The organism is Solidesulfovibrio aerotolerans, assembly GCF_009856865.1.
GTDB lineage: Bacteria > Desulfobacterota > Desulfovibrionia > Desulfovibrionales > Desulfovibrionaceae > Solidesulfovibrio > Solidesulfovibrio aerotolerans.
The window spans coordinates 26,326-39,136 of record NZ_WVUD01000016.1 but is presented as its reverse complement, the minus strand read 5'-3'; the positions used below and the strand labels follow the sequence as shown (position 1 = coordinate 39,136).

At 63.5% G+C, this 12,811-nt stretch carries 9 protein-coding genes; 1 reads left to right on the top strand and 8 read right to left on the bottom strand.

Annotated elements, in window-relative coordinates; translation table 11 throughout:
• Window positions 1-320: 320 nt before the first annotated feature.
• From GTA51_RS10445 to GTA51_RS10425, 5 genes are all read right to left on the bottom strand, one after another.
• On the bottom strand, window positions 321-1,478 hold the full coding sequence (locus GTA51_RS10445; RefSeq protein WP_160960896.1) for a BaiN/RdsA family NAD(P)/FAD-dependent oxidoreductase: 1,158 nt from the start codon (window positions 1,476-1,478) through the stop codon (window positions 321-323).
• 163 nt (window positions 1,479-1,641) lie between these two features.
• A complete protein-coding gene (locus tag GTA51_RS10440; protein WP_160960894.1) occupies window positions 1,642-2,286 on the bottom strand; it encodes a cytochrome b/b6 domain-containing protein in 645 nt (214 codons plus the stop codon).
• Window positions 2,283-3,953 carry a tetrathionate reductase family octaheme c-type cytochrome gene (locus tag GTA51_RS10435; RefSeq protein ID WP_160960893.1) on the bottom strand — a complete coding sequence of 557 codons (1,671 nt, stop codon included), beginning with the start codon at window positions 3,951-3,953 and terminating at the stop codon, window positions 2,283-2,285. Before GTA51_RS10435 ends, GTA51_RS10440 begins: the two co-directional genes overlap by 4 nt.
• 402 nt (window positions 3,954-4,355) lie before the next feature.
• Window positions 4,356-4,592 carry a YMGG-like glycine zipper-containing protein gene (locus GTA51_RS10430; RefSeq protein WP_160960891.1) on the bottom strand — a complete coding sequence of 79 codons (237 nt, stop codon included), beginning with the start codon at window positions 4,590-4,592 and terminating at the stop codon, window positions 4,356-4,358.
• 16 nt (window positions 4,593-4,608) lie between these two features.
• On the bottom strand, window positions 4,609-4,983 hold the full coding sequence (locus GTA51_RS10425) for a hypothetical protein (protein ID WP_160960890.1): 375 nt from the start codon (window positions 4,981-4,983) through the stop codon (window positions 4,609-4,611).
• A 199-nt stretch (window positions 4,984-5,182) separates the two neighbouring features.
• Between GTA51_RS10425 and bioB the strand changes: the two genes are divergently transcribed.
• Window positions 5,183-6,181 carry a biotin synthase BioB gene (gene bioB / locus GTA51_RS10420; RefSeq protein ID WP_160960888.1) on the top strand — a complete coding sequence of 333 codons (999 nt, stop codon included), beginning with the start codon at window positions 5,183-5,185 and terminating at the stop codon, window positions 6,179-6,181.
• Window positions 6,182-6,282: 101 nt separating this feature from the next.
• On the opposite strand, the gene GTA51_RS10415 is transcribed toward bioB, so the two are convergent.
• The 3 genes from GTA51_RS10415 to GTA51_RS10405 all read right to left on the bottom strand — a co-directional run bounded on the left by GTA51_RS10415 (window position 6,283) and on the right by GTA51_RS10405 (window position 12,668).
• Window positions 6,283-9,558 carry a PAS domain S-box protein gene (locus GTA51_RS10415; RefSeq protein ID WP_160960886.1) on the bottom strand — a complete coding sequence of 1,092 codons (3,276 nt, stop codon included), beginning with the start codon at window positions 9,556-9,558 and terminating at the stop codon, window positions 6,283-6,285.
• 275 nt (window positions 9,559-9,833) lie between these two features.
• Window positions 9,834-10,613 carry a YkgJ family cysteine cluster protein gene (locus GTA51_RS10410; RefSeq protein WP_160960885.1) on the bottom strand — a complete coding sequence of 260 codons (780 nt, stop codon included), beginning with the start codon at window positions 10,611-10,613 and terminating at the stop codon, window positions 9,834-9,836.
• Window positions 10,614-10,736: 123 nt separating this feature from the next.
• Entirely contained in the window at window positions 10,737-12,668 is a 1,932-nt protein-coding gene (locus GTA51_RS10405) for a HAMP domain-containing methyl-accepting chemotaxis protein (protein WP_160960883.1), read from the bottom strand.
• Window positions 12,669-12,811 lie beyond the last annotated feature (143 nt).

The window sequence follows — 12,811 nt, the reverse complement described above, 5'->3', positions numbered from 1 at the left end:
GTTCGGGCGACGACTTTTTGGCTGTGCGGTGTCTTTGTCTTTAAAAGAGGCCCGCGCCGCCGCAGTCTCTTTTTGTCTTTCGGCTGTCCCGGCCCACACCCGACCAGCTTGTCATCCAGCGACAACAACCCCTTGAAATACTTTCCCCATTTCAGGTGGTCCGGGGGGGGTGATCCCCGGACCACCGTCACGGCAACGCCGTTCCCCCTGAACCCCTTGCCTTCAGGTGGGATTCCAAAGGGCTCAGCCCTTTGGCCGCCGGAGGCATGCCTTTCGTCTTCGTCTCCCTCTCCCCCTCTCTCTTTCTCCCGCCCTTACCCTTACGCATACTCCCCGGCGGCGAAGCCGGAGGCGTAGGCCCAGTGCAGGTTATAGCCGCCCAGGCGTCCGGTCACGTCGAGCAGTTCGCCCACCACATAGAGGCCGGGGACGCTGGCCACTTCCATGGTTTTGGACGAGACGCTCGCCGTAGCCACGCCGCCGATGGTCACTTCGGCTTTGGCGAAGCCTTCGGCCTTGGCCGGGGTGAAGGGGAAGGCGGCGAGTCTTTTGGCCAGTTCCTGCCGGGCTTTGGGGGAGAGGCCGGCCACCGGCCCGGTCAGGCCCAGTTTGTCGCTGACCGCACTGGCCAAGCGTTTGGGCAGCACCCGGGCCAGGGCGTTTTTGATTTCCAGGCGCGGGGTTTCGGCCAGGAGCGCTTCGAGGTCGATGCCGGGCAGGAAGTCGATGGCCAGCGGGCCTTGCCGCCAGAAAAGGGACGCGTCGAGTACTGCCGGGCCGGAGACGCCCTTGTGGGTGAACAGCAGGCTGCCGGCGGCCTCGCAAGGGCCGCTTAAGCGCACCGGCAGGGACACGCCGGACAAGTCGCGGCACAAATCCGCCAGATCCGGCCCGGCCAAGAGTGGCGTCAGGCCCGGCAGCAGCGGCGTTATGCCCAGGCCAAAGCTGCGGGCCAGGGCGTAGCCAAAGTCCGTGGCCCCAAGGCCGGGCCAGGATTTGCCGCCGAGGGCCAGCACCAGGGAGGCGGCCCGCACCGGCCCGGCGTCGGTGTCGATGACAAATACGTCGCCGTCTTTGCGGGCGGCGGCGATGGTGGCCCCCAGGCGCATCTGCGCCCCGACGGCCTGGGCCTGGGCGGTGAGAAAGCGCACCAGACTGAGCGCTCCGTTAACGCAAAAATGCTTGCCGTTGTCTTCTTCCCGGGTGGCCACGCCGCCGGTGTGAATCCAGTCCAGGAATTCCCAGGAAGAAAGCCGGGCCAGGGCGGATTTGACGAAATGCGGGTTGGCGCAGACGTAGTCGGCCGGACTGATATCGATATTGGTGCAATTGGCCCGGCCGCCGCCTGAGGCCAGCACTTTGCGTGCGGCCTTGCGGCCGTGATCGATGACTAGGACGGAGCGTTTGCGCCGGCCGCAGGCAATGGCGCAGCACAGGCCCGAGGCCCCGGCTCCCAGGATGGCGACATCAACGTTCATGGGCAGCTTCCTCCGCTAGGCCGGGCTGCTACCCCAGGCCGGGGCAAAGGCCAACTGCTTTTTATCGTCGCCGGCCGATGTTGGACAAGGAAACGGGCGGGACAGCCTTGCCGTCCCGCCCGTTGTTTCTCGATTATGGGGCCTGGGCCTCTGAAAGCGGCGGCTAGGCCGTGCGCTTCTCCCATTCCTCGGGCTTCTCGGTAGCGACATCTTCCCAGCCCGTGCACATGGCTTTGACATGGGCCAGGGGGGTGTGCCCGGTGGTGGTCATATAGACGTGCACCACCAGGAAGGCCAGGATGGCGAAGGCGCCGATCAGATGGGCCAGGGCCACCACTGAAAGGCTCAACCCGCCAAGACCCAGGGCGGCCCAGTCGTTGTAGGCGTAGTAGAGCAGGCCCGTGGCCATCATAAAGGGCAGCAGCACGGCGGCCAGGGCCAGATAGGTCAGGCGCTGGAGCGGATTGTGCTTGGCGTCGGGCGTTTTGGGGCTGGGGTGCGGCTGGCCGATGAAGATGCCGTAGCCGTAAAAGCGCATGACCTCGAACATCTTCTTGGTTGTCGGCACGTACTGCTTCCATTCGCCAGTGGTGGCGACCCAAAAGACAAAGAAGGCAAAGGCAATAAGCCAGGCCACGCCGAGAGCCGAATGGACGGCCACGGCTTTTTTGTAGCCCAAAAGGGCAAACGTGCCATGCACTTCAAAGCCGGTTGCGGCCAGGGCGATGATCAGCGCCGCTTGCAGCCAGTGCCAGAAGCGCTCGTAGCGGGTGTAGAGATAGAACTTGCCGTTGGCGTCGCCGCTCATTGTCCCTTCCTCCTTGCGCTGGAAATCATGCGTCCGACACCGTGCCCGATAACGGCCAGCAGGGCGGCAATAACGGCCCCCCAGCCGACCATGGTCACGCCGGCATGGACATCGCGGCCGGGGATATAGACGCCGGGCAGGCCCTTTAAGCGTCCTTCCCGGGCATGGCACTGATCGCAGGCCACAACCTTGTCCTTGGGCGCGACCATATGGGTGATGGGGAAGAAGTATTCGGTCTCCACAAAGCCGACTTCGCCGGAAAAGGGCAGATCGACATACTTCATGCCCGAGGTGACGGCCCGCTTCCAGTCGTAGTTGGCCCAGTAGGCCTCGGAATCCTTGGGACCGAACAGGTGGGGGATGACCATGGTCGCATTGACCGGATCAAAGGGCTGTTTGCCGGTGTGGCGCTTAAACGGCATGATGCGCGACTTGGGATCGTCCGGCGAACCGGCCGGATGGTTGACGCTGAGCCGCTTGGACGGGTCCACGGTGTCGGTGACGAGCATGTTGCTCATGGCCCCGTTAAACCAGTAATAGGCCGGCTCGACGTTTTTTTCCCAGACGAAATCGCCCTTCTTGGAGTCGTAGACCGACTTGCCGTAGGGGCCTTCCTTCTTAAACGGCTTGCCGTCGGCGTTCATTTTCCCGGCCGTGGACCAGTCCCAGGACATCTTGGTGGGCAGCACCCGGGCGAATTCCGGGATATGGCAGGACTGGCAGGCCACCTTGTCGGTGTGGTCGTTGGCCTTGGCATCGGTCTTGTGGGGCTTTTGGCCGTGGCAGGATTCGCAGGCGATCTTGGAAGCCAGATCGGCTTCGGTGAGGCTGATGCGCTCGGGCGCGGCCGGCGAGGTGTAGAGCCGTCCGGCGATCTGGTGTTCCTTGGTGGTGTGGCAGCGTTGGCAGGCGAAGTTGAGCCCGTCGGCGTCCATATGCACGTCGAGGGACTTTTTGGGCATGCCCATGGAGCTGTCCAGGTCGCCGTGCTTCACGCCGTCGCCACCGCCGCCGTAGAAATGGCAGGCCCCGCAGTTGAGCCGGTCGGGCCGGCCCACCTTGGCCACGATCTTTTTGTAGTCGGGCGGCAGGTAGGTCTTGCCGTCTTCGGGAAACAGCGTCGGCTCGGTGACCGGATAGCCGGCCTTGGTGGGGAATTTTTCGTAGGTGTGGGTGGTGTCGTGGCAGGCCAGACAGTCGATGCGGTTTTTGGCCGTGAAATCAAACGACTTGTCCTTCCAGCCGTAGCCGATGTGGCACGAGGTGCAGCGCGGCTCGTTGGAGGGCACGGCAATGCAGAAATTGTTGATGGTCTTGCCGTACTTGCCCATGGACTTGCCGTCGCCGCAGTCCGGGCAGATCCAGGTCCAGTGGATGGAATGCTGGATCTGGTCCGCCGCCATCTGGTGGCAGGACAGGCAGGCGGCCGTCACCTCTTCGGGCTTGGTGAACTCTTTTTGCAGCGCCTCGAATTTGGAATGATCAGCCGTGGTCCAGCGGGCTCCCGGTGCCTGGGTGGCGCTTCGGGCCAACTGGCGTCCCGGAGCCTTCTCGGCCTCTTTTTCCACCCCGGCCGCGCTGAGCAGCCCTGGCGCGGCGGCATAGAGCAATGCGGCCACGATGGCCAGAGCGCCGGCTAAATGCCATGGTCGCTTGCACTGTCGCATGTTCCCTCCTCGTTTCGGCCCGCCAGCGGCGGGCTGGGCGGACGCGCAGCCAGCACGCAACAGCGCGCCCTGGTTTCGTGATGAACAGCAGGGACCGTGCCAGACGGAGAACTTTGGGAAAACCATAGCACATCATGAAATCATTGGGAATTATTTTTACTGTCAGCGGGGAAAAAGAATGGCGGCAGGGCAGGTGCGTAAGTTTTTGTACAAGTGCTTAAGCATGTGCACAAGTGTACGCCATAAAAAAGCCGGCGACCGAAGTCGCCGGCTGGACGCCGGCCGGAAGGCCGGCCGGCTCGTGGGGCGTTCTCAAAACGCACGGATGCTTTTTGAGAATAATACCAATGGTTACAGTTTATGGTTACTTCATAAAGATGCGGGCGTTTTCTGAACGCGAGGCTAGTAGCCGCGTTTTTCCTGGGAATTGCCGATCAGCGCGCCGGCCATGCCGCCAAGCGCCCCGCCGATGCCGGCACCGATGCCGGCATTGCCGCCGGACAGCGCGCCGATGGCCGCGCCGGCTCCGGCTCCGAGAGCAGCGCCAGACAGCGCCCCCTGCTGGGTTTTGCTCATATTGGTGCAGCCGAGGCTGCCGATCAGGGCCAGGGCCGCCACCGCGACAGACAGTCGTTTCATCATTGTTCTCCTTGGCCTAGGACTTGCCGGCCTTGGGCTTGGCCAGTTCATACCACATGACTTCCACCACCGGGCGGGCGAGCTTGTCCGGGTTCGCTGCGTACCACGCGTCTATGGCCGCAGTCATCTCGTCAAAGTTGTAGGCGCTTAAGCCCTTGCTCCAAACACCAATGGTGGTCTTTGGGGGCGGCGTGGCCCCTTGCACTTCCTGCTCCAATTCGATGATGGTGGCCGCGCCGATCAGAAACGCCTTGCGCTCCCGGGGCGTGGATTGGGTCCAGTTCTCGCCGGTCACCACCGGCACCTCGTAGTCCGCCGCCACAGCCGGTACAGCCACAAGCAACGCCAGCGTCAGCCAGCCCAACAGAAACCGCAGGGATTTTCGTTTCACGGGGAAACCTCCTTTCTCAGTCCAGGTGCGTATGACGCGCGGTGCGTCTCCTTCGGTCGCAGCCCAGGCGACCGCGAGCCTTATTTGGAATTACTGTGTGAAATAGCGAAAAAAAGCAAGACAGCTGCTGCCCCGGGGCAACACCTTCGCCCTTGCCCAAACGCTGCGCCAGGGCTATGCCGTGCTCCGAGGACGCCCTATGCCGCTTTTTTCCACCTTTGCCGATGCCCTGGTCCGCCCCCTGCTTGCCGGGGGTTTTCTCGCTGCTGGCGAGCGCGACCGCCTGCTGGACGAACTGCCCCGGATAGCCGGTGCCGACCTCGACGCCCTGGGCCGGGCCGCTGCGGCCGTGCGCTTAGCCCGGGTCGGTGACGCCGTCTCGCTGTGCGCCATCATCAGCGCCAAATCCGGGCGCTGCGGCGAAAATTGCGCTTTTTGCGCCCAGTCCGGCCATTTCCAAACCACCTCGCCGCAGCATGCCTTCCTGGCACCGACCCGCATCGCCCAGGCTGCCGCCGTCATGCAGGCCGCCGGCGTGGCCCGCTTTGGCCTGGTGGCTTCAGGCAAGGCCCTGCCCGAGGCGGAACTGGCCCAGGCGGCCACGGCCCTGGCCGCCATCGCCGCCACCGGCATGGCTGCCGACGCGTCGCTTGGCGTACTCCCCCGCGACGCCCTGGCCCGGCTCAAAGCTGCCGGCCTTGCCGCCTACCATCACAATCTCGAAACGTCGCGCGCCCATTATCCAAATATCTGCACCACCCGCACCTTCGAGGACAACCTCGAGGTGCTGCGCACGTGTCGCAGCCTTGGCATCCCCACCTGTTCCGGCGGGCTTTTCGGCCTGGGCGAATCCTGGGCCGACCGGGCCGATCTGGCCCTGACGCTGCTTGACGCGGCCGTCTTTTCCGTTCCGGTCAACTTCCTCTCTCCCATTCCCGGCACGCCGCTGGCGGAGCAGCCCGTCCTGTCCCGGGACGACGCCCGCCGCATCGTCATCCTGTTGCGCCTGCTTTTGCCTGATCGCCACATCCGCATCTGCGGCGGCCGGCCCACGGTCTTTGGGCCAACCACGGCCAATCTGGCCCCCCTGGCCTGCGGTGCCGACGGGCTTATGGTCGGCGATTACCTGACCACGGGTGGTGCTTCCCTGGAGCAGGACAAGGCCGGGTTGCAGCAGCTCGGTTTCGTCGGGGTCTAAAGAGGCGCAGGGGTCCGGGGGGATCATCCCCCCGGTGGGGTTCGGGGCAAAGCCCCGATTCTCTTCTCTTCACCTCGCCGTACAGCGTAGCGCGGCACCGTTTAGGGGCGCAGGGCCAGCCAGGTTTCCAGGGTGCTGACGAGGCGGGCTTTGGGGATGGGTTTGACCTGGAAGTCGTCGCAGCCGGCATCGAGGCTGCGCTGCCGGTGTTCTTCAAAGGCGTGGGCTGTCAGCGCCACGATGGGCGTGCGGGGGCGGCCCGTTTCCTGTTCGAGCTGGCGCACGGCCCGGGTGGTCTGGTAGCCGTCCATGCCGGGCATTTCCACGTCCATGAGGATGACGTCGAAGCGTTTGTCGCCAAGGGCGGCCAGGGCGGCCTCGCCGCTGGGAGCCCAGGTGATTTCGAAGGGGGTGCCTTCAAGCATAAGCCGCATGACTTCGGCGTTGGTGGGGCTGTCTTCAACGAGGAGCACGTTTGCGGGCTGGCTTTTGCCGTGGCGCGGGTTTGGCTGAACGTGGTCGGCCTCGGGGATGGAGGCCGGGCGCAGGGGCAGGGTGAGGGTGAAGGTGGAGCCGTGGCCTTCGCGGCTGGTCACGCGGATGCGGCCGCCCATCATTTCCGCGAGTTTTTTGCAGATTGCCAGTCCCAGGCCAACGCCGCCGTATTGCCGGTTGGCAGCGGCATTGGCCTGGGTGAAGCGGTCAAAGATCAGGGCTTGCTTGTCCAAGGGGATGCCGATGCCGGTATCCCGGACGGCCAGGCGGAATCTGGGACCGTCAGGCTCTTCTTCGCGGCCGATTTCAAGGACGATTTCCCCTTTGGGGGTGAATTTGAGGGCGTTGCCGAGCAGATTGACGAGGATTTGCCGGATGCGGTCAGGGCAGCACAACAGCCGTGGTGGCAGTGTCCCGTGAATTTCCAGGTGCAGGTCGAGTTGTTTGCGGGCGGCGTCGGGGCGCATCATATCCAAGAGTTGGTTGGCCATTTCCAGCGGATCGCAGATTTTTTCCTCCATGATGACGCCGCCGGCTTCAATCTGGGAGAGGTCGAGGATGTCGTTGAGCAACGAGAGCAGATTGCCGCCGGCCAGTTCGATGGCTTTGATGGCGTGGGCCTGTTCGGTGGTCAGCGGGGTGGCGGCGAGCACATCGACCATGCCGAGGATGGTGTTCATGGGCGTGCGGATTTCGTGGCTCATGGTGGAGAGGAATTCGCTTTTGGCCTTATTGGCGGTTTCAGCGGCATCCCGGGAGCGGCGCAGGGCCTGTTCCATGGCTTTGCGTTCGGAGATGTCCATGAGCACGGACAGGATGCAGGGTTCGCCGTAGGAGTGGTTGGGCACGGCCGAGTACAGCACGACAACAGAGGTGCCGTTATTGTGGCGCAGCTCCAGTTCCTTGCCGAGGATGGAGCCGTTGCGGGCCATTTCGGCCAAAAGCGTTTCGCGCTCCTGCGGGCTGTGCCACAGGCCTACTTCGGCGGTCGTGCGGCCCATGACATCGGCTTTGACATGGCCGAGCATGCGGGCGCAGGTTTCGTTTAAATCCAGGATGCGGCCGTCGCGCCGGGTGGTGACGGCAAGACCCACAGGGGTGAAGCGGAAGATCTTGGAGAGCTGGTCCTGGCTTTCGCGCAGGGCTTCTTCGTCGCGTTTGCGGCGGGTGATGTCGGTGTGGGTGCCGGCCATGCGGATGACGATGCCGCGCTCGTCCTTGAGACTGGCCCCCCGGCCGTGAATCCAGCGGTAGGCGCCGTCTTTGTGGCGCATGCGGTATTCCACGGCGAAATTGTCCACTTCGCCGTCGGCGCAGCGTTTGTTGGCCCGGATGACGGTTTCGGCGTCGTCGGGATGGATGCGTTTGGTCCATTCGTCGAGGAGCTGCTGGATCTCGTCCGGGGCATAGCCCAGAATTTCCAGATAGCGTGGGGAGTAATAGACGATATTGGTGCGCAGATCCCAGTCCCAGATGCCGTCGTTGGCTCCCCGCACCACCAGGGCGTAGCGGGCCTCGCTGGCGCGCAGGGCTTCTTCGGTGCGTTTCCGGTCGGTAATGTCGTTGCCGATGCACAGGATTTCCACAGCAGTGCCGGAGGCGTCGCGCAGGCTGCGCACCGCCCAGGCGATCCAGACGGATTCGCCATTGCGGCGCAGCTGTTCCCGGGTCATGGACACAACGCCTTCGGGGGCGTCGGCCAGTCCGGCCAGGATGGCGGGCCAGGGCGGATCAGCCGTCTGGGGCGGATCGATGAGCAGGCCAAGTTCCTTATCGAGGGTTTCTTCCAGGAAAAAACCGAAAAATTGCAGGCCGAAGGCATTGCAAAAGGCGACCCGGCCGGCGATGTCCAGGCGCAGGATGATGCTGGCGGCGCTTTGCACGAGTTCGCGATAGCGTTCTTCGCTTTGGCCCACGGCGGTGAGCAGTTGGTTGAGTTTGGACGACTGGCGGCGCACGGTGCGGCGCAGCATGGCGTTAAACGCCACCAGGATGGCGGCGATGGAGACGACCAGGACCAAGGCCCACAGGGAATAACGCATGGTATTGGACTGGAACAGCGTCGAGCCGCGCCATTTCTTGTCGATGTCGTCGTATTGGACCGGGGTGATACGGGAAAAACCGTCTTCGACGAGCTTTAAAAGGGCCTCGTTGCCCTTGCGCACAGCCCGGTGGAATTCACCCTGGTAGAGGGTGAAGGCCAAGCGGAATTCGTTTTCCAGACCATATTTGTATAAATAGTACAGGGCCGGCGGCTTATCGATGCAAAAAACCTTGACGTCGCCGTCCCGGGCGGCCCGCACGATGTTCTCGTAGCCGTCAAAGGCGACCAAAGGCAGGATACCCCGGCCGGAGAGGTAATCCACGGCGCTGTCGCCGCGTTTGACGCCCACGGTAAAGCCCCGCAACGTCTCCAGATCATGGATGCCGCTTAAATCGTTGTGGACGAACACCGGCACTTCAATGGTCGCGTAGGGCTGGGAGAAGCTGTAGAGCTTTTCCCGGTCGGCATTGCGAAACAGGGTGTCAATGATGTCGGCTTTGCCGTCCAGGAGATACTGTTGGGCGGCGTTCCAGTCCATGGGCCGCAAGAGAACCGGCACCCCGGTCTTTTCCTCCCACAGTTTCCAGGCATCCACCAGAATACCTTGGGCGGAGCCGTCGGAAGCCATGAAAATATACGGCGGATAATCCTTGTCCATGACGACGGTGATGGCTTTGGGCGAGGAGGGCTGCCGGGCGTCCGGCTGGGATTCGCCCCGGGCTGGCGAGGGGGGGGCGGTGCTGACGAGGAGCAGGACGCACACAATGCGGGACAGCGTTTGCAGCCGCTGGCGCAGCGTCCTGGGCGTGGCGGCAGGGCGGGGCAACGGGAAGGTCATAGGCAACCGGAACCGTGGCCGGGACCACGGCTGGGCAGGGGAAAACAGCCTGAAAGCACCTGTGCGAACATGACTATGGCTTTTTGTTTGTCGGGCTTTGCAGAAATACGACAGTCAACTCGCCCCTGGCATGCAGTCTTTGAGGCCAAGACCAGAGTCACTCTACGCCAAACTGATCCTGCCAGCAATGGGGGAAGGCGACGGTGTTGCGAATTCACTGGTGCCTGACCCGCCACACGCCGCCATATGGCGCGGCGACACACCGGGGCGGGGACTTAGCGGCTGAAATGGTCTGCCGTATGGCGTAGAAATGCGGTCAGCATGGCCGTTGCCGTGGTTTGGGGCGGCGTGTGGCGTTGGAGCAGGCCATTGACCAGCAGCAGGGCGGGCAGGGGGACCGGCCGGGACATCTGGGCGCGTAAGCCGTCAAAGGAGGCGGCGGCGCTGGCCAGATCGTAGGCCAGGGGCAGCTTGTGCACGAGGTGGTCGGCCAGGAAACTGCCATGGCACTGCACTGGGGGCGAGGTGGCCAGGTATTGCCGGCACAGCAACGGGCGGTAGGGATAGATGGCGCACCGTTCGTCCAAAAGAAACGGGCAGGGCAGTTGCATTTCCCAGTATCGCCGTTGCACGGCGACGATGCGGTTGCGGTCGGCAAAGCTGTTGGCGTGGCTGTCGAGCAGTTCGGCCAGCAGGCCGTGCGCTTCCAAGCGGGCGACGGTCGTCTGGAACGCCTGTCGGATGCGGGTTTGCGTCTCGTCTGGCAGCAGGCCGATCATGTGGGCGGCCAGCAGGGCCTCGTGGTCGGAAACGGCCACGAGATGCCGGCAGCACAGGGCGCAGCCTGCGGTGCAGGTCACGGCCTGCCCGCGCTCGGCCGCCTGCCGGGCGGCCTGGGCGAGCATGGCGTCGGCCACAGCGAACACGTCGGGCAGGATGTCCACAAAGGCCACCCTCCCTGGGGGCGGGCTGATCCGGCAGGTGATTTCCTGGCCGGGACCAAGGGCGACAGTCAGTGCATACCCGTCTGGCAGGCTGGCGAAACGAATGTCCATGGTGGCTCGCAGAGTTGGCCGGGTCGGGGTTGCCTGGGGCAACCCCGACCCGGCGGGGCGTGGGGCCGCAGCGTCGCTGGGCTTCCTCATTCCCCACACCGGCCAGGCGTTGGTGTCTCCGCTTTAAAATGTCTCGAAATTGCGGTCGTCGTCATCGTCGGCACCACCGGCCTCCCCGAGGTTGATGCGGACCTCGCCGGCGGCTTTCCGGCCGGGGCTGGGCAGCGCTTTGCGCGATCTGGCCGGCAGGGCCGATCTTGGCGACCTGATGGCGCGCTGGGACCGGGTCGGGCGCTGGGTTTCAATCTGAAAAAACGCAATTGTGCTGCGCAGTTGCTCGGACTGCCCGGAAAGCTCCTCGGCTGTTGAGGCCAGTTCTTCCGAGGCGCTGGCGTTTTGCTGGATGGTCTGGTCAAGCTGCTGCAGGGCCTTGTTGACCTGGGCCGCGCCAGCGCTTTGCTCCTGGCTTGAGGCGCTTATTTCCTGCACCAGTTCGGCGGTGTGCTGGATATTGGGCACGAGCTGGGTGAGCAGGGCTCCGGCCCTGACCGCCACATCGGTGCTGTCCTTGGCCAGTTTGGTGATTTCCGAGGCGGCTTGCTGGCTGCGTTCGGCCAGCTTGCGCACTTCCGAGGCCACCACGGCAAAGCCCCGGCCGTGTTCGCCGGCCCGGGCCGCTTCCACGGCGGCATTTAAGGCGAGCAGATCGGTCTGGCGGGCGATTTCCTCAATGATACTGATCTTGCCGGCGATCTCCTTCATGGCCGCCATGGTCTGCACCACGGCTTCACCGGACTCTTTGGCGTCGTGGGCCGCCTTGACGGCGAGGGCTTCGGTCTGCCGGGCATTGTCGGCGTTTTGCTGGATGGCCGAACTCATCTGTTCCATGGAAGCGGAGGATTCTTCCACGGCCGAGGCCTGTTCCGAAGCTCCCTGGGAGATGGACTCGGCCGAGGCCGAGAGTTGTTCACTGCCAGCGGCCACATTGTCCGTGCCGGTTTGCACTTCGATGATGACTTCGATGAGGGTTTCGATCATTTTGCTCAACGATTCGAGCATGATGTCGTCTTGAGACCGTTTGGCGACCTTGATGCGCAGATCGCCTGCGGCCAACTGTTGGGCGGCGGCGGCCACGGCACGCTGCGAAGCGACCAGTTCGCCCATGGACAGGAGCAGGGTATCCTTGGGGCTACGCGGATTGATGGTCACGGACAGGTCGCCTTTGGCTATTTGGGCCGTCAGTGCGGCCACGTCTTTTTCCGAGGCGGCCACCAGGCGCAGGGCATCGGCGAGCTGGCCCAGTTCGTCGCGCTGGTTGACCTCCAGGGTCTGTTCCAGGTCGCCCTGGGCCAGATGCTTGGCAAAGGCGATGCCGGCGGTCATGGGCCGGGTGACGGCGCGCGCGGTCAGGATGGAAATCACCAAGGCCAGAAGGGCTCCCAGGCCGGTCATGATGATGGTGACGCGGCTGGCGGAAGCCCGCAGGGCGTCAAAGGCCTCGTCGCCGGCGATGTTTTCCTTGGCCAGGGACTCGGTGATGGCTTCCAGGGGCTTTATGGTGGCGGTACGGATGGTGTCCACCTGGCCGTCCAGTTCCTTGGATTCCGCTTCCAGGGCCGCGATGTCTTCATTTTTTTGAGCGGCCTGGGCGAGTTTTTCCAGGACGGGAAGCATCTTTTTTTCAAAATGCTCCAGGTAGTTTTTGTAATCGTCGGTAAAGCGGCCGGCGAGCGCGCGTTCCTCGGCGGTGTCGGCCAGGGATTCCACCAGCCGCATGTCCTCCTTGGCCTGATCCTTGGCCTTGGTGAAATCCGCTTTGGTCTGGGCCAGTTCCCGGTTGATTTCCCCGTCGGCGATGATGGCGTACAGGCCTGCCAGGCGCACGGAGACCTCCATAATCGCCTTGGAATCCTGGGCTCGCTTGGCCCCGGCGTCCTGGATGGCCCCCAGGTGTTCGATGGTGGTCAACTGATAAACGGCCAGAGCGACGAAAATGGCGATGACGAGGGTAAACCCGCCGAACAATTTGTAACCCACTTTGAGATGCTTAAACATTTTGATCCCTCACACTAGGTGTTCCACTGTTCGGGTTGCGTCATCAGCCACACGATACACCAAGACACTCGCCGAATACTACTACGTTTTACACATTGCACTGGACGGTTGTCCATAAAAACAAAGGCTCACCGCCTGTTGCC